This is a genomic window from Neptunomonas japonica DSM 18939, from assembly GCF_000422765.1.
GTDB lineage: Bacteria > Pseudomonadota > Gammaproteobacteria > Pseudomonadales > Balneatricaceae > Neptunomonas > Neptunomonas japonica.
Map to the genome: position 1 here is coordinate 100,323 of NZ_AUGR01000005.1, position 17,975 is coordinate 118,297.

The 17,975-nt window shown below is 43.2% G+C and carries 17 protein-coding genes; 5 read left to right on the forward strand and 12 right to left on the reverse strand.

What is annotated here, in order from left to right; genetic code table 11:
* Positions 1-35: 35 nt before the first annotated feature.
* Positions 36-419, reverse strand: coding sequence for a VOC family protein (locus G511_RS0104670; protein ID WP_028468606.1), 384 nt, complete (start codon positions 417-419; stop codon positions 36-38).
* A gap of 147 nt (positions 420-566) precedes the next feature.
* On the opposite strand from G511_RS0104670, the gene G511_RS0104675 reads away from it, so the two are divergent.
* Positions 567-854, forward strand: coding sequence for a hypothetical protein (locus G511_RS0104675; protein WP_028468607.1), 288 nt, complete (start codon positions 567-569; stop codon positions 852-854).
* A gap of 66 nt (positions 855-920) precedes the next feature.
* Here the strand turns inward: G511_RS0104675 and G511_RS0104680 are convergent, their stop codons facing one another.
* The gene (locus tag G511_RS0104680) at positions 921-1,250 is read right to left on the reverse strand and encodes a DHCW motif cupin fold protein (protein ID WP_028468608.1); all 330 of its coding nucleotides are present in this window, start codon (positions 1,248-1,250) and stop codon (positions 921-923) included.
* A 214-nt stretch (positions 1,251-1,464) separates the two neighbouring features.
* Between G511_RS0104680 and G511_RS0104685 the strand changes: the two genes are divergently transcribed.
* Positions 1,465-2,175 (forward strand): DUF445 family protein, encoded by a 711-nt coding sequence (locus G511_RS0104685; RefSeq protein WP_028468609.1) that lies wholly within the window; start codon positions 1,465-1,467, stop codon positions 2,173-2,175.
* A 219-nt stretch (positions 2,176-2,394) separates the two neighbouring features.
* The gene (locus tag G511_RS0104690) at positions 2,395-3,108 is read left to right on the forward strand and encodes a transporter substrate-binding domain-containing protein (protein ID WP_084629012.1); all 714 of its coding nucleotides are present in this window, start codon (positions 2,395-2,397) and stop codon (positions 3,106-3,108) included.
* A 6-nt stretch (positions 3,109-3,114) separates the two neighbouring features.
* Here the strand turns inward: G511_RS0104690 and G511_RS0104695 are convergent, their stop codons facing one another.
* The 5 genes from G511_RS0104695 to G511_RS0104715 all read right to left on the reverse strand — a co-directional run bounded on the left by G511_RS0104695 (position 3,115) and on the right by G511_RS0104715 (position 7,822).
* A complete protein-coding gene (locus G511_RS0104695) occupies positions 3,115-3,660 on the reverse strand; it encodes a DinB family protein (protein ID WP_028468611.1) in 546 nt (181 codons plus the stop codon).
* Between the two features lie 150 nt (positions 3,661-3,810).
* Positions 3,811-4,605 (reverse strand): DUF1338 domain-containing protein, encoded by a 795-nt coding sequence (locus G511_RS0104700; RefSeq protein WP_028468612.1) that lies wholly within the window; start codon positions 4,603-4,605, stop codon positions 3,811-3,813.
* A 123-nt stretch (positions 4,606-4,728) separates the two neighbouring features.
* Entirely contained in the window at positions 4,729-5,907 is a 1,179-nt protein-coding gene (locus G511_RS0104705) for a lipid-transfer protein (protein WP_028468613.1), read from the reverse strand.
* Positions 5,904-7,052, reverse strand: coding sequence for an acyl-CoA dehydrogenase family protein (locus G511_RS0104710; protein ID WP_028468614.1), 1,149 nt, complete (start codon positions 7,050-7,052; stop codon positions 5,904-5,906). Before G511_RS0104710 ends, G511_RS0104705 begins: the two co-directional genes overlap by 4 nt.
* Complete coding sequence (locus G511_RS0104715) at positions 7,052-7,822, reverse strand: SDR family NAD(P)-dependent oxidoreductase (RefSeq protein ID WP_028468615.1); 771 nt, start codon at positions 7,820-7,822, stop codon at positions 7,052-7,054. The genes G511_RS0104710 and G511_RS0104715 overlap by 1 nt, the downstream gene beginning before the upstream one ends.
* Positions 7,823-8,054: 232 nt before the next feature.
* Here G511_RS0104715 and G511_RS0104720 point away from each other — a divergent pair, with 232 nt between their 5' ends.
* The gene (locus G511_RS0104720; protein ID WP_028468616.1) at positions 8,055-9,059 is read left to right on the forward strand and encodes an AraC family transcriptional regulator; all 1,005 of its coding nucleotides are present in this window, start codon (positions 8,055-8,057) and stop codon (positions 9,057-9,059) included.
* Between the two features lie 28 nt (positions 9,060-9,087).
* Here G511_RS0104720 and G511_RS0104725 read toward each other — a convergent pair whose 3' ends face one another.
* Together G511_RS0104725 and G511_RS0104730 are read right to left on the reverse strand one after the other, a co-directional pair.
* Positions 9,088-10,116 (reverse strand): acyltransferase family protein, encoded by a 1,029-nt coding sequence (locus G511_RS0104725; protein ID WP_028468617.1) that lies wholly within the window; start codon positions 10,114-10,116, stop codon positions 9,088-9,090.
* 250 nt (positions 10,117-10,366) lie between these two features.
* Complete coding sequence (locus G511_RS0104730) at positions 10,367-10,843, reverse strand: hypothetical protein (protein ID WP_028468618.1); 477 nt, start codon at positions 10,841-10,843, stop codon at positions 10,367-10,369.
* A gap of 247 nt (positions 10,844-11,090) precedes the next feature.
* Here G511_RS0104730 and G511_RS0104735 point away from each other — a divergent pair, with 247 nt between their 5' ends.
* Complete coding sequence (locus tag G511_RS0104735) at positions 11,091-12,683, forward strand: fatty acyl-CoA synthetase (RefSeq protein WP_036551269.1); 1,593 nt, start codon at positions 11,091-11,093, stop codon at positions 12,681-12,683.
* A gap of 15 nt (positions 12,684-12,698) precedes the next feature.
* On the opposite strand, the gene G511_RS23755 is transcribed toward G511_RS0104735, so the two are convergent.
* Genes G511_RS23755 through G511_RS21805 form a run of 3 tightly spaced genes read right to left on the reverse strand, consistent with a single transcriptional unit; the run spans position 12,699 to position 17,925 of the window.
* Entirely contained in the window at positions 12,699-13,631 is a 933-nt protein-coding gene (locus G511_RS23755) for a LysR substrate-binding domain-containing protein (RefSeq protein WP_051221553.1), read from the reverse strand.
* A gap of 22 nt (positions 13,632-13,653) precedes the next feature.
* Positions 13,654-16,779: an efflux RND transporter permease subunit gene (locus G511_RS0104745; protein ID WP_028468620.1), complete on the reverse strand. Its 3,126-nt coding sequence runs from the start codon at positions 16,777-16,779 to the stop codon at positions 13,654-13,656.
* A gap of 21 nt (positions 16,780-16,800) precedes the next feature.
* The gene (locus G511_RS21805) at positions 16,801-17,925 is read right to left on the reverse strand and encodes an efflux RND transporter periplasmic adaptor subunit (RefSeq protein WP_051221556.1); all 1,125 of its coding nucleotides are present in this window, start codon (positions 17,923-17,925) and stop codon (positions 16,801-16,803) included.
* Positions 17,926-17,975 lie beyond the last annotated feature (50 nt).

The window sequence follows — 17,975 nt, forward strand, 5'->3', positions numbered from 1 at the left end:
AAGCATTTAATATAAAATAGTTAGACATCTCATCTCTACAAAGAACGACATAACTTCGGGATATCTCTAATACCGACTCGATTCCCATCAGGGTCTGTAATATTAATCGTTTTTCCCCACTCATATGTCTCTATTTTCGCCGCTATACCGTATTGGATAACTTCCTCTAGGGCCTTTTCAATATCAGTGACATTAAAACGTATCTTTGTTGAGTTTTCAGATATCAATTTCTGTTTATTTTTGGCTAAGCCTCCTGTTTCTACCAACAAATAAGCACCGCCAAATTCGAAGCTAGTCAGCTTAAATTCTTCTTCATTTTTTTCAAAAATAACCTTAAGTGAAAATAAGTTTTGATAAAACGCAACACACTCATCATATTTTTCTGTATTAAGAATAATCCCTGTTTTATCGATATCCATAGAACATTCCTTTTTAATAAATTACACGCATAAAGGTTTAAAAACTTTATGTAATAAAATAATCATACTTTATATTATTTTTCAGTTTCGTTTCAGTAATGGTCGTTAAAGTACACACATCAACTTACATTACTGGAGTAACTCAACATGAAAAATTTACTTAACGCTACACTGATCACTTCTGCACTTTTCGCTTCACAGGCTTTTGCTGGTGGTTTAAATAATTTTTCTACTCAATCAGTAGAACATAATTTAGCTGCTGGTGTTACTACTCAGGCTCAAGGGTTTGCTGCAGTGATTAGCCCCCTTTCGTCTTTAGGCACATCAACTGAAGCACACTTTGCAACAGAGACACATACAGCTAACGTTGTGGGCAGCACAGTTGCAAGTTATGGCTTAGAAGTACCATCAAACTCGAGCGAAGCGCTACTATAAACTCAAAAAAACATAGCAATGGGAGGCTAGGCCTCCCAGAAGCTTACAAGTAATAAAAATACTCCATCAATCAACCACAAAAAGTTTAGCTCCCACTTTCGTAGATGACCGATGAGCCTCAGCATTATCAGCTACCTGATAACTCATACCTGGCTTTAAAACAAATGCACGACCATCATCTAGCTCTGTATTCAACTCACCTTCAAGACAAAGCAAAATATGCCCTTTCAAACACCAATGATCAGCAAGGTAGCCAGCTGAATATTCAACCATACGAACGCGAATATCTCCGAACTGGCATGTACGCCATAGAGCAAAACCTTTTTCGCCGGGATGTTGAGTGGGCTTAACTTCTGACCAGTCGGTGGTACCAAATGGGATAGCTTTCATGTCCATGAATAATGCTCCAAATCCTACTTACCTATAATAAAAAAACATAAACCAGCCATTAGAGAATGGGCAGCATTAGTAGTGTATCAACCCACAATGACTGACAAATAGATCGTTCTGCTTTTAAGAAGGTAAGTTTTCATCAAATACTCTCTTCAATAAGCCAATAATGTACTAAAATCCTTCTCCCAAACTTTAACAGTTAAATCAGTTTCATATTATGAATAAAAGCCTCATCACCAACCTCCTTGCCATCTTACTCGTTATTGCTGGCTTCTTTTCTCCTGTGTATTCACATACCTTATTATCTATCGGCTTATTTGCTCTCTCTGGTGCCATCACCAATTGGTTAGCTATTCATATGCTCTTTGAGAAAGTACCATTTTTGTATGGCTCAGGGGTTATTCCAAATCAATTCGAAGATTTCAAAAGCGGCATTAAAAATATCATCATGTTGCAATTTTTCACCACAGACAACATTAAACGCTTCATTCAATCTGAAGAAGAGTCTGTTAAAAAGGATTTAGACTTCACACCTGTTTTGGATGCGGTTGATTACGATAATATTTTTCAAAAGCTGATCGACGCCATCAACTCCTCGTCTCTTGGCGCCATGCTGAACATGATGGGTGGGGCTGAGGCACTTGAGCCTTTACGCCAACCCATATCTGAAAAAATGCGTGTTGCTTTGCAAGAGATAGCACAAAGCGAGCGCTTTCAGGCAGCCATTCATCAAAGCCTAAGTACAGAAAAACTCGGGGCTGATATTAGCAAGCATATTGAACAGATTGTCGATGCGCGCTTAAATGAACTAACGCCAGAAATGGTCAAGAATATTATTCAACATATGATCAAAAAACATCTAGGTTGGTTGGTCGTTTGGGGAGGCGTATTTGGCGGTCTAATTGGCTTAATTGCTAGCTATATATAACAAAAAATTAACGGGTATTACTATGAAATTTGTATATCCGGCCACATCTAACAAGAGTCATCTATACTAAATTGTAATTAAACGACTCAGGTGCTAAAAACTGAATTATTAGGATATTGCTGACACATGAACCAATAGGTGAGTCTCCATGAAAAACCGTATTCAGTATCACAGACGCCTCATCAAGATTATATTTAGTCTTGCTGGGCTAACCTCGATGTGGGCCTCCGGTTCAGAGCAAGTCACTTTATACACTTACCCCTTTTATTACTAGCAGTGGGGTTGGGCTATGAGCTTGCAAACTACCTCTCTAAAAATAGCAATGGTGCCTATCAATTCAATGTTGAAGTATTACCACGCAATCGCTTGGACATGTTATTAACTAAAACCGACATGATTATTCCTTGGGTGTCGTATGCATGGTTTGGCCCAAAGGCCACAGAGAAATACCAATGGTCTAAGCCTATTTTTAAAGATGCTAGTATTTATATTTGGAATAAAAAGAGTGTTCAAACATTTTCACAACCCGAGCACCTAAAAGGATTTCATTTAGGAGGAATACAGGGATACCACTTCATCAATGTCGGCCCGCTCGTAAAATCTGGAGAGGTTAAGCGCTCAGATACAGGCTCAGAGCAACAACTCTTAGAAATGTTATTGCTTAAGCGTTTCGATGATGGCATTGGCCCATATAGCTCGTTTGCTTATATTATAAAAGATAACAGTTGGAAAGATGACTTCTCATATTCTATATATCATAACTACCAACGACATTTTTTAATTAAAACAACCAATAAAGAGCTATCAAGCTACATAGAGGAAATACCACAAAAAATGTTAGCTGACAAGAATTGGGGGCAAATTATGCAAACCTATGGACTAGACAACATACTCCTTAATAATTTAGGTGGTTTCACTACCAAGAACGAATAAGCATAATTATTTAATTATCGTATCAGGTATATCCATCAAAAAATCACTCACGCCTATATCAATACCCTTCTGATAAAGTAAAGCACTGACCTGTCCTCGATGATGTGTCTGGTGATTAAAAAGATGCGAAACTAGCTCAGCAAAATTTCGTTTACTGACAATACCTTTACTATTGGTATAGGTAAGGTCACGCTCAAAATCAGCTTCCAAAACCTCATTCGACAACCATTCATGCACCCTGTCATCTATATCTTTACGAGCGCGCCAGTATGCATCTAAATTATCATACAGCTGCTCATCCAATGAAGATGGTTGGGGATACGTTGTCAGGTGCGTTAAAGATTGATAACGGATCGAATGCGTTGCAAAGCGTGATAGCCACAACAAATCCCCGACAACTATATGATTCAGGGTCCCTAAAATAGACTTAAAAAAGGCACCTATACCTTCTTCTAGTTCAGCCGAAGATAAGTTCGTTGAGGCTTGGTAGACCTGCTTATTCAGCCGTCGATTATAGATAGCCATGAGCTGAAAATGATGACAGCAATTCATTAAGTGGTTCCTCCTTGTGATAGCAAAACGACTATAGGAGGTATCCACTTTAAAATATATGAATAAAATCAACAAGGCCCGCGCTAAATAACCGTTGCGCTATAGAGGCAGGCCTATGTGTATAACTAAATGCGTTATAAATAGAAAAAGTTAACCGTTTGTCGATTCAAAAATTTTATCAGCGTTCGCTTCAATAAAGCCTTGGTAAACAACACCCTGATTATCAGCATGGCGTTTAGCAAATTCATAAAAGCACGTTGGGATTTCATGCTGATCACCGCCTGTAAATTCAAAAAACTGACGATCAGCCATTGTCGAGCTTTGCTCTAATAAGGATTCAGGCGTACCTTTGACTTCCCCCCCTACCGTGTTCACTTTATATCCTGCGCTCTTCACGCGCTCTAACACTTCACGGATCGCACTCGTCGTCGTTAGATGATTAATACTGACAGTAAAATGATTAACTCGTACACCGATAGCCAGTAACCAAGCACCATATTCACTTTCAGCCATGAGCGTGTTGTAATCATCCCAGCTAGGCATTTCCCAGTGGCGGCCAGACCAAAAAACTGATTGATCGAGTGATTTTTCTGTTATCTGTGCTGTGTATTTCTCGATAGTTTTCTGTGCAGAGTCACTCAGCTGCTCCACCAGCAGTTCAGAGCAGAAGATTTTGGGTACCAGAGGGTTGGGGTGAATAAAGCTATGAGCACGTAGTTTTTTTGCTTTGAACTCATAACTATCTTGGCGCTCATACCCCATCGCTAGAATCAGAGGCTCAAGTAGGTCAAGTCGCAGCGGCGTATTAGCAAACGTACGAAACGCAACATGATCATTTATCACTTCACCATCCGTGGCCGCAAACAGATCATGAATTTTCTGAGCCTGTGGAGCAATGTTGACGTAATCAGTCCACAGTTCATTAAAAAAGATTTCAGCTTGCATGAGGCGCTCCAAGAAAAGGTTTATTTTTTCTAAGTTTGACGGTGAACACACTACAGAGCAAACAATAAAACTTACCACCAAGGGCAAGTTTTACTCCTCAGCCACATGAACCTGTAATGACTACTAACAGGCTTTATAGATCGTTACGACAGCAGCGCCCCCTAAGCCCAAGTTATGCTGTAGAGCAATTTTTGCATTAGGCACTTGTCGTGTACCTGCTTGACCGCGTAAGTGCCAAACCAACTCGGTGCATTGCGCTAAGCCCGTCGCACCAATAGGATGCCCTTTAGACATTAACCCCCCTGATGGATTCACAACAAAGCGACCTCCGTATGTATTTTCTGCATCATTGATCAATTGCTCAGCTTGCCCTTCGCCGCACATCCCCAAGGCTTCATAGGTAATAACTTCATTAGGTGTAAAGCAGTCATGCAGCTCAACTAGATCAACGTCATCAATACCAATACCGGATTCTTGGTAGGCCTCATTGGCTGCTTTTCTCGTCATCTGCGCGCCAATCAGGTCCATTGGGTTATCCCAACTATTAGCTAGATCAGTCGCCATTGCTTGGCCTGCAATTTCAACAGATGCCTTAATACCATGTCGACGTGCAAATGCTTCGCTACAAACAATCACCGCCGCAGCTCCGCAGGTCGGTGGGCATGCCATTAATCGTGTTAAATAAGGTTCATAGATAGATGGCGCAGACATCACCTCTTCAACGCTTAATTCATTATTAAAGAGTGAAAATGGATTCTGTACTGCATGCTTGCGTGATTTAACAGCAACTTTAGCGAAGATATCAGGATTTGCAGCATACCTATCGATATACGCCGTACCCGCTGAACCAAACATACGTAAAGCTAATGGTCCCGCTGGTGCTTCAGGAGCAATAACATCCAGTTGCTGCAACATCGAATCAAACGGCGACTCTCTATCTGTCCAATGAGAAGACAATGCACCACGTTGCATCTCTTCAAAACCAAACGCTAATGCACACTCCACTGCCCCCGATGCAACAGCCTGACGAGCCAAAAATAACGCCGTTGATCCAGAAGAGCAGTTATTATTCACATTAATCACCGGAATACCGGTCATTCCCACCGTGTAGAGAGCATTTTGTCCACTAGTGCTGTCACCATAAATATAACTGGCGTAGGCCTGCTGAATATCTGTAAAGTTAATGCTAGCATCTGTTAATGCAGTTTCTACCGCGTGTTTGACCATCAAGCTATAAGGTTGGTGTTGTCCTGGCTTGCTGAATTTAACCATGCCGACACCGGCAATTTTTGCATTACTCATTTTGTCTCTCTCTTACTGATCATGCCACGGGCAATCACTTCTTTCATGATTTCAGATGTACCGGCATATAAAGTTTGCACTCGAGCATCAAGATAAAAACGCGAGATAGGGTACTCTTGCGTATAACCGTACCCACCGAATAACTGTAAGCATTGATCCACTACCCAACACTGCATCTGGGTCGAACTCAATTTTAAAATAGATGCCTCTTGGCTAGTCATATCTCCTGCCTGATATAAGCGCATACACTGGTTCAAATAGGCTTTGCAGACCTCTATTCGGGTTTTGATTTCAGCCAGTTTAAAACGGGTATTTTGAAAGTCAGCAATGCGTTGTTCAAAAGCTTTACGTTGCTGGACATAATCAATCGTTAGTGCCAATGCACCCTCAGCAGAACCTACCGCTTGAGTCGCCACTCCTAGTCGCTCCCGCGGTAGCTCTTGCATCAAATAAGTAAAGCCTTGCTTCTCTTCACCTAACAAGGCTACATGTGGGATGACTAAATCATCAAAGAAAAGCTCAGCCGTATCACTGGCATGCTGGCCTATTTTTTTAATCCCAGGGCCGCGAGAAAAACCCGCTAAAGAGGTATCCACTAGAAACAATGAGATGCCTTTCGCGCCTGCTTGTAGTTCTGTTTTGGCGCAAACAATAACTACATCGGCATGTAGCCCATTAGTGATAAATATTTTTGATCCATTAAGAACCCAGTTATCACCCTTACGTACTGCACGGGTTTGAATTGCAGCTAAATCACTACCAGTACTGGGCTCCGTCATTGCTATTGCACCTACCGCCTCTCCTGAAATTAATTTAGGCAACCAATGCTGTTTTTGCTCCTCATTGCCATACGCCAGAATATAAGGCATAACGATATTGGCATGTATATTCAGCCCACTCGCCAGCCCACCAAACCCCATACGCGACATCTCTTCTAGAACCATCTGAGCCACATCAAACGGTGCTTGCGCTGCGCCATAACGTTCAGGCATATCAACACCTAACAAGCCCGCGGCCCCTAGAGTATTCCAAAGAGAACGTGGTACTTGTCCCGCACTTTCCCACGCCTCATAAAAAGGTACGACCTCTTGCTCTAGCATACGAATGGTCATATCACGGTAGAGGTTTATTTCTTCATTTAACATTAGCGAGGCTCCATACGAATAGCGGCATCCAAGCGGATGACCTCACCATTGAGGTAGTTGTTATTGATAATATGGCAACATAAAGAGGCGAACTCATTCGGTTCACCAAAACGACTAGGTGACTGCACCATGCTAACCAATGGCTCACGCACCTCCTGTGGTAAAGACTTCATCATGGGAGTATCAAACAGCCCAGGGGCAATCGTCATCACACGAATACCGATACCCGCTAAATCTCGTGCCAATGGAAGCGTCATACCAACAATGCCAGCCTTACTCGCGCTATAAGCCGCTTGTCCTGCCTGCCCATCAAAAGCAGCCACTGATGCCGTATTAATGATGACACCGCGCTGACCATCAGCATCAGGAGGGTTAAGCGCCATCTTTTCAGCAGCGACACGTAATACGTTAAACACTCCAATTAAGTTAATCTGTATTGCTTGGCTAAAACTAGCTAAGAGTTGTGCTTTACCTTCACGATTAAGCACTTTTCCTGCAGCAACAATACCGGCGCAATTAACACAAATATTAATCTTTCCCCAGCGTGTCACTACATCACTGAGGGCATACTCAATAGTTCCACCTTGCGTGACATCAGCGTGATAAAAAGCAACCTGCTGTGGATACTCTGCCTGTAACGATTTGCCCAATTCAGTATTCAGGTCAAAAATAGCAACCTTGGCCCCCTGTTCGATGAGACGTAAGCTAGTGGCTAACCCCAAACCTGATGCTCCTCCGCTCACCACCGCTACTTTATTATCAACATTCATACTAGGAACACTCCGCTAATAGCTGCAGGGGAAACACTGATCTAATCATGTGCTTTTGCATATCAGTATTAACGGTGAGTGCACATACTGACCATGATGATTACAGACGTTTTATTTAACCAAAGTGTCCATGTACGCCTTTAAAAGAAACTATTCGAAGCTCGAATCTCAGACTGGCAGGCAAACAGCAATAGCGTTATGCTCTTAAACTAGGGTTTTCACGTAGAGTAAAATGAAGAAGAAACTGGTATCCAACCATTACATACACGCCACCATCAGTGGGGCGCTTCAGGCGGGTTTCTCAAAACAGAAGCTTTTAACTCAAGCCTCAATTCCACTGGAGTTGGTAAATAAGCCACGCGCTCGCATTACCGAGATTCAGCTCGCTAATTTAATACGCAGTGTATGGCTTGAAACGGGTGATGAGTTCATGGGGCTGACGGAAACCCCTTGTCGTCTTGGGGTATTTGAATTAATGGCTGAATCAGTACTGCAGTCCAAAACACTTGGCGGCATGCTGCAGCAAAGCGCTCGGTTCTATAGCCGTGTACAAAACGACATTGAATTTATCATCGAGCAACAAGGTGACATCGTCGATTTTTCAATTACATTGCGCCATCCTGAGTACGACCCAAACCACCTTTTCCAAGAATTTTTACTATTAATGTGGCAGCGTTTTAGTTGTTGGCTAGTCAACAAACAAGTGACCTTTTTAGGTACACGTTTCAACTATCAAGAGCCTTTTCATAATAATGAGTACGCTCCCATGTTTAGTGGGCAGCTATTATTTGAACAACCAACATCGGGGTTTACATTACACTCCAAACTACTCAACCTTCCTATTGTCAGAGACCAGAACGAGCTTGCAACATTCTTAAAACAATCTCCGTTAGAAATACTACGACGCGTAGGGCAAGACAGCTCTTTGCACTCCCAAGTAAGGCGTTTATTGCTTAAACAAGGGCTTGAGCAGCTGCCCACGTTAGAGAAAATAGCGGAGCTATTACACATGACAGCAAGAACACTGCGCCGTAAGCTAAAAGATGAGGGAGTAAGTTATCAACAGATTAAAGACCGATTGCGCTGCGATACAGCGATTCGTTTACTCACAGAAGAATCACTATCCATTGCTGATATCAGCCAGCTCATAGGCTTTACGGAACAAGCGGCTTTTTGTAGAGCTTTTAAAAACTGGACCGGCGTAGCTCCTAGTGTTTATCTGCAATCTAATATTTAATTTAAACGGCAGAAATAAAACCCACTAATCACCAATTATTATTTAGATATCTTCGCGCAGGGTTTTCTATTAAATAGAAAGACATTGCCCCTAAAATAATACTTAGTACAAAGAGAACTGGGCCCGCCAAATAAAAAGCATCTCCACCTTTTGTTCCCCAGTAATATAAGGGCTGTTGCCAAAGATATATAGAGAAAGACCAAAGTCCAGCAAGCCTCAAGGCAGGCACGCAAAGTAAGCGTTTTAAGAAAGGAGAAAGCGAGTTGAGGTGGTTGACTGTAAAGGCCAAAAGAATAGGGGCAATCAACCATTGTGCAGACCAATGAAGAGGAAAGTCACTGTAGCAAATTAATGCTATCAAAAAAGTTATAATAGGCAACCATGACGGTACAAATTGCTCCATCCTTTCTTTCAGCAAAAAATACCCCGCCGAAATCAATAAAAAACTTGCCGCCACCTCTGTTCTAAACGAATAGTTTTCCGATGTTAAATGAGGAAACTTCACATATAGCACTTGAAGAAATATAGACCCCCCTCCCAATGCCAGGAGTATCAAGCAAATACGATTTTTACAGAATGAAATCAGTGTAATTAAACTTAGTAATACATAGATATGCTCTTCAACATTGAGTGACCAAAGGTGCCCTAGAGGCAAACCAGAATTTAGTACCCCAGGCTCAACTGGATAATATGATCGAAGAAAAAACACATTATAAAAATAATTGAAATGTTCAGAAGAGAGATTAAAAACTAAACTCATCAAACTTATTAAAGACAGAAAAACAATAAAAACTGGAAGAATCCTGCTAATGCGCCTTTTATAAAAAGTGCTCAGTGGTGTTCGTTTAATAAATAAGATGTTAGACATGAGCATGCCGGACAAGACAAAAAAGACATCGACTCCCATTCTACCCAAATCAACTTCGACAACATTAAAAAAGTGACTCAGTAGAACGAGTAAAATAGCTACTCCTCTCCATCCATCTAAGTAGTCAATTCTCTCAAGTTCAGACCTGCCATGCGATGAGGCACCTTTTACTATGTCAAAAAGATTCATACGCCCCTCCATATCCTCTAAGCACTAAACAACCAAAAGGTCATGGTCATTCATTAGCTCGTTAGAATATCAACGTCTGATTTCTCAGCCGTGAGGGTATAGCATACTTAAAAAAACAACAGCTTGCCTTTCCTATTTGACATAGCAGAATAATAGGCTATGAAGATCCATTGCAGATCCTCTCTCTTTTATTGTGCAAATGAGCTGAAGCTAAAAAGCAGTACAGCTCATTTAATCACACCTTTCGATATTAATTTTGTTCGGTTTCTAGCAACTTAAGCATGGCAATTTTCACTTGATTCTTACTAGGAAAATCATGGTACTCCACAGCACCATCAGCGCCTTGTTGGTACACTTTTTTTAGCTCTTCCGCTTTCATTGAGCGCACCCCTTTAGGTCCTACTTTTGCTGCGCTTAAATAATCTAAAGGAACAACACCGCTGCCCAAAGCGTCGGGCAATTTAAGTTCACCCACTGCAACTTGACGCACGATCAATGACCCGCCATCCATCAATGCTTCTAAAAAAGCCATCCGATAGCGCTCAAAGTCACTCTCATCTCCTCTGACAGGGCCTTGTTCGCCACAACGATTTACTTCACCACTGCTGGACACATAAAAACGCTCTTGTAGGGCCCCAAAACTAATGATGATGACTTTATCCCCATCCAGAGACATCAAGGCACCATCTAGATATGCAGTACTTTTTTGGAAATTTTCTGTATTCACACCAACTCCGACACATATTGGCCATGTTAACTAGCTGTTTAGTATTAACTGATCAGTATTGAGCATATCGGCTAAAGTCCTACCTTCTTTAAGGTTAACATCAAACATCGACCACCTTGCTGGCCTTAATCGTTAAACCTTTTGGACATAATAATCATTGTTTACCTAACAGCACTCATCGAAAATATGAGACAACTCGATAAAAGCCCATGAGAAAACAACAATAAAATTTTAGAGGCCATTGACGATGCAAACTGATTTTCTACCTGTTATCCAAGCTGCAACCAGTAATACTATCGGCAACGGGCTAACGCGCTCAGCAATGCGATTTTCTGATAAAGAAGCCATCATCTTCGAACAGCGCCGTTGGACTTATCAACAACTGGATTTAGCGGTTAACCGCGTAGCTAACTGCCTGACAGACTCTGGTCTACAGCAAGGAGATAGGGTCGCCGCTTATGGTAAAAATTCAGATGCTTACTTAATACTTTGGCTTGCCTGCACACGTGCTGGGCTAATTCATGTGCCGGTCAACTTCGCGCTTATTCAAGATGAGCTCAGCTATCTGTTAAAGCAGTCGGGCGCCAAAGCGGTTTTTGTAGATGATGCATTAGCGGAGCATGTATCAAACATAAAAAACTCAACGTCACTTTCACTTGTTGGCAGATTACGCTCAAAAAACACATCAGATAATGAATTAGATATACTCAAGATTGCTCGATCACAAGGTAACGACCATCTTCCAAATATCGATATTAGCGATACTGATGTAGTACAAATTTTATATACGTCAGGAACTACCTCACACCCTAAAGGCGCTATGCACACGCACCGCTCTTTCATGAGTGAATACAACAGCTGTATTCACCATTTAAACCTAAAAAGCACGGACCGATCATTAGCCGCATTACCTCTTTACCATTCAGCACAAATGCATGTATTTACCATGCCGGCATTGATGATTGGCAGCCTAACTTATTTAATGGAAGCGCCTCTACCTGAGTCGGTATTTGACATTATTAGTCGCGAAAAAATAAATTCATTTTTTGCCCCGCCAACCGTATGGATTGGCCTTTTACGCCACCTTGCATTTGACCAATACGATCTTAGCTCTCTACAAAATATTTATTACGGCGCCTCTATTATGCCAGAGCCGATTGTCGCAGAGCTCACCAAACGTTTAGCCGGAAGTCGTTTATATAACTGCTATGGGCAAAGTGAAATTGCGCCATTGGCCACTGTATTAGGCCCAGATGAGCATGCGGGAAGGCTTTCATCTGCAGGAAAGCCGGTGATGTCCGTTACTACTCGTATTGTTGACCCACTAACGATGATCGACTGCACTCCGGGTGAGCGTGGTGAAATAGTCCACCGCTCACCGCACTTGATGATTGGCTACTGGAATAAACCTGACGAAACCCGTGAAGCCTTTGAAGGAGGTTGGTTTCACTCCGGTGATTTAGCCTATGCTGATGAAGAAGGGTTTATCTATATCGTCGATAGAATTAAAGATGTCGTCAATACGGGGGGCGTATTGGTTGCCAGCCGTGATGTAGAAGAAGCGCTTTATCTGCATTCATCCGTGGCTGAAGTTGCCGTAATAGGCACTCCCCACAACCGATGGATTGAAGCCATTACAGCCGTCGTAGTTCTCAAGCCTGACGGTGAAACAACAGCGCAAATACTGATCGATCACTGCCAAGAACACTTAGCCAGTTTTAAAGTACCCAAAGCAATTATTTTTGCTGACAACTTACCCAAAAATACCGCCGGTAAACTGTTAAAACGAACGTTACGAGAACGATACTCTGAAGCCCAACTGGACGAGCTATTGGGCTAAAGCACTGGACTGATGTTAAAAACCCGCGAAGCGAGCATCATTCTTCAATGTATTAAACAGCCATTTTTTGAATGCCAACGTCAGCTCGTCTTGCTGACGTTCTTCCCCCATTACCAACCAATAGCCCGGTAATAGCGAAGGATTAAGCACACTCACAGGCGTTTCCCATAATGGCATTACCAACCGGCCTTCCTTACAAGCCTCTAGCGCCAGAGCATCTGAAATCAAGGCTACACCTAATCCTTTCTCGGTTGCTTCTACCTGGCTGGCCTGACTATCAAGAATAAGCGTTTGCCGTTCCAATAACAGGTCAAGACTTAGCGTATTAGATAGCTGTTGCCACAAAGCCACCGACAGTTCAGTGCACAATAAACGATGATGCTTAAGGTCTGCGGGCGTATCTAATGGTTTTTGAGCGCTTATTAGTGAAGGTGCGCAAACGAGCCTTTTGTCATCTTTCAACAACAGTTGTTTAGCGCTGCTAGGCCACTGCCCCCATCCCCACTGTATCGCGCAATCTAACCGCTGCGATACAAAGTCTGGAAAACCAACCGCGGTTGTTATCTTTACATCTACATCAGGATGCTGTTGCTCAAACTGTTCCAGCACGGGTAGCAAACGGTGAATAGCGAACCATGGAGAGGCGTTAATACGGAACTGGCGTCGCTGCTGGCACGATTGCGCTTCACGAATACCCTGCTCTAATAGCTGTAAGCTACGCTCAGTATATTCATATAAACGCTCCCCCGCAGGCGTAAGCCCAACGCCTGCAGCAAAACGCTGGAACAAAGTAATACCTAGCGCACTTTCCAACGAGCGAACTTGTAAGCTTACCGCTTGCGAGGTAACACACAACTCTTCTGCCGCTTGTTTAAAACTATTGAGCCTTGCTACCACACGAAAAATATTGAGGCTCTTTAACGGTAAACGTCCAATCAGATCAGCCAAGACTGGCTCCTATCAACAGAGTCTATAAAGCACTCGTTTTTGTATCAGATCCGGACGAGCGATCACGCCCTTTTTGAATCACATAATAGAGTACAGGAATCATCAAGGTACCAATCAAGGTCGCTGCAAGCATACCACCAAATACCGCTAAACCAATGGAAACTCGGCTCACGGCTCCAGCGCCTGTTGCCAATACCAAAGGCAACACACCTAACACAAAAGAGATTGCTGTCATCATAACGGCACGAAAACGCAATCGTGCAGCTTTTTCAGCAGCGGCCATTGTATCTTCGCCTTTTTCCCGCAACTCTTTGGCAAACTCAACAATCAAAATAGCATTTTTGGCGGCAAGACCGATCAACATAACCAACCCGACTTGGGTATAAATATTCACAGGCATCCCAACAAAGCCCACCAACCCCAAAGCACCTAAAATAGCAACGGGAACAGACAACAAGACGGCTAATGGAATCGTCCAGCTTTCATACTGAGCCACTAAAAACAGGTAAACAAACAGTAAAGAAAGCATAAAGATCAGCGTGGTTTGACCTGCCGATTTTAATTCTTGATACGACATTCCCGACCACTCGAACCCCATACCTTCGGGTAAATTTTGTTCGGCTAACAATGCCATTTCAGACATAGCATCCCCCGAACTAAACCCTTGAGCGGCATTACCGCTGATGGTTGTCGAGCGGAACATGTTATAACGGCTAATAACATCAGGGCCGGTTCGCATACCTACCGTCACGAGTGTTGATAACGGCACCATGTTTCCAGCATTACTCTTCACAAAAAGATGGCTTATGTCGTCAGGCTCATCCCTATATTGTGCATCCGCTTGGACTAAAACACGGTAAATGCGCCCAAATTTAGGGAAATCATTCACATAATAACCCCCTAGTTGCGTCTGTAAGGTTGTGAATATTTCATTCAAAGGTACATCCAGAGCTTTCGCTTTCTGCTTATCAATATCAACCCATACGCGCGGCACGTTCGCACGGTATTGCGAGTATACGCGGCTCAATTTCTCATCCGTATTGGCGGCCACTAAAAGCCCATTCATGACAGATTCAAGCTCTTGCGGTGTTGAACCTGACTTATCTTGAAGGATAAACTCAAAACCATCGCTACTACCTAAGCCAGGAATAGCCGGAGGCATAAAGGTAATAATGTTGGCTTCAGGTATGGCCGACATATCCCCCCAAATGCGACCCATCAAGCCACGCAGTTGAACCTCTGGCGTGGTGCGGTTACTCCAGTCATCCAGCATAACAATAGCAAAAGCGGTATTTGAAGCAACGGTACCAGACATCAAGCTAAAACCGGTCACACCAATCACATCTGTTACCCCAGGGACTTCTAACAGCTTTTGTTCAACCTTAGCTAAAACAGCCGTGGTTCTTTCAAGTGAAGCGGCATCTGGCAAACGCACATCGATCATGAGTGCGCCTTGATCCTCAGGTAATAAAAAAGCAGTCGGCAGCGTCTCAAACAGTTTCCAAACACCAGCAATCATGACAACTAATACCAGCATTACCATAAAAGAACGGCGTAACAAGAAACTAACCGTTGATGAATAACCGTTAGTGAGCTTTGACACTGCACGATTAAAGAAGCCCAGCATCCCAGTGGATGCTTGTGCTTTAGGGCGCAGTAATATGCTACACAATGCAGGACTCAGCGTTAGTGCTGCCACAGATGACAGTGTTACTGAAGCGGCTATGGTTACAGCAAACTGCTTATACAGCTCCCCGGTGATACCCGGTATCATCGCTACTGGCACAAACACCGCTAACAACACTAACGTGGTTGCAATAACGGGCGTTGAGACTTCTTTCATCGCTTGAATCGTGGCATCTTTGGGTAATAATCCTTCATCGATATGCCGCTGAGTGTTTTCCACCACCACAATGGCATCATCCACTACTATCCCGATCGCTAATATCAGCGCAAACAAAACCACCGTATTCAACGAGAAACCCATCAACGATAGGACAGCAAAGGTGCCTATCAATGATACGGGGATGGCAATAGCGGGGACCAGCGTCGCACGCCAATCTCCTAAAAACACGAATACAACCAAGATAACTAACACCAATGCCTGGAAGAGTGTGACCACTACTTCAGTCATTGATATACGTACATAATTAGTGGTGTCATAAAGAATGTCGTGAGTGACACCCGTAGGGAAGCTCTCAGCTAAACGATCTAACTCTGCCCTGATATTATCGGCAACATCTAATGCGTTAGCCCCTGGGAGTTGGTATACCGCCATGGCCACTGCTGGCTTACCATTTAAACGCCCGAACGACCCGTAAGATGCAGCACCCAGCTCTACTCTAGCTAAGTCTTTAATTCTTACTTGTGAGCCTTCTTTGTTGACCCGCACCATAATATCGCCAAACTCTTCAGGGTCGCTTAAACGCCCTTGAGTCGTGACGGTATATTGAAATTGCTGCCCTGAAGCAACCGGAGGTGCACCAACCTGGCCTGCTGGAATCTGTACATTTTGCTCTTTAAGCGCGTTAACCACATCCGAAGCACTAATGTTCAAGCTCGCCATACGATTAGGGTCTAACCAAATCCGCATACTGTAATCTTGAGATCCAAATAGCATCGCATTACCCACGCCTTCGACTCGCGCTAACGCATCTCGAATATTGATCGAGGCATAATTGGACAGGAAAATACCGTCACGCGAGTTATCAGGGGAGAATAGATTAATCAGCAGTACCATATCGGTGGCACTTTTCTTGGTAACAACCCCTTGGCGCTTAACATCTTCTGGCAATTTCGATAACGCTGCAGACACGCGGTTTTGCACGTTGACCGCTGCAATATCAGAGTCAGTGCCTATTTCAAAAGTCACCGTTAGCGTCATGCTGCCATCATTTGATGATTTTGAAGAGATGTAGAGCATATTCTCTACACCGTTTATTTCGGCCTCTAATGGCTGAGCTACTGTTTGCTCCACGACTTCAGCACTAGCACCAGGATAAACAGCCGTCACCTGCACGGTAGGCGGTGTCACTTGTGGAAACTGTGAGACAGGCAAACCTGGAAATGCCAAAAGTCCTGCAAGGGTAATTAGAATAGAGAGTACAAATGCAAACTTAGGTCGGGATATAAAAAAACCGCTGAACATAGTCGTGTCCTTTTATTGACGTTACAGAGAAACAGGGTTCACTGTTCTTCCTGGTTTAGCCTTTTGTAGACCTTCGACAATGATTCGTTCACCTATTTTTAGTCCTGCAACAACAATCCAATCATTTCCAGTTCGCTCACCCAGCTGTATCACTCTTTGCTCAACTTTATTATCGGCGCCCACCACCAGCACAGAATAACCTCCTTGGCCTGTTTGAACCGACGACTGCGGTACGGTTAACAAGGCTTCTGTTTCTGCACTACTCATATTAACCGTTACAAATAACCCGGGACGTAATAACTGTGTTGGGTTAGGAAAACGAATAGTCAGAGGGATTGTTCCTGTAGCGGCTTCTACCTCATTGCCAATAAAGCGTACGACGCCCTCCTGAGCATATTCAGAGCCGTCCGCTAAAATGAGTTTCGGTACTATATTAAGTTCAGCTTTACCTTCCTCAGCCCTTTGTGCTGTCAGCTTTGTAAATGCAAGGTACTGGGTATCGCTAATATTGATGGTAACGTCCATTTCAGACAGATCAATAATGGTTGCCAGCACGCCCGATTCAGGCCCCACTAGGTTGCCTACATCCACTGCGGCAGCACCAATTTGTCCAGAAAATGGCGCTATAATTTTTGTATAGGACAGGTTTAACTCTGTATCTTGTAGCTTCGCTTTACTTTCTTGAACCCCAGCTCTGGCTGCTTGTTCACTGGCAACCGCTGCATCCAAATCTTGTCGACTCGCTAATCTTTTCTTACTCAGTGCGCGTAATCTTTTGAGTTGCAACGTCGCTTCTGTCTGCTTAGCTCTATCTGCCGCAACTTTCGCCTTGGATTGAGCTACTTGAGCATCGTAGCGCTCGGTTTCAACTTCATATAAAACATCACCTTTTTTTACAGAGCTTCCTTCTGCAAAATGTTTTGCCTTAAGAAAACCTTGAACACGCGCAATAAGATCTACTTTTTCCGTCGCATGTGTTCGTCCTATAAAAACAGTGCCGCCCGTTATTTGCTGAGAAATGACATCAGCCACTATTACTGACGGTGGAGGTACTTTTACAGCAGGTGCTGATGCGTCATTTTGATTACATCCTGTAATCGTCAACGCTACAGATGACATCAGTAATAAATAGATAAGTGGCTTCATTGAATGGTTCCCTCACATAAAGTAGATATAAAGCGATTCTAGCAATACAA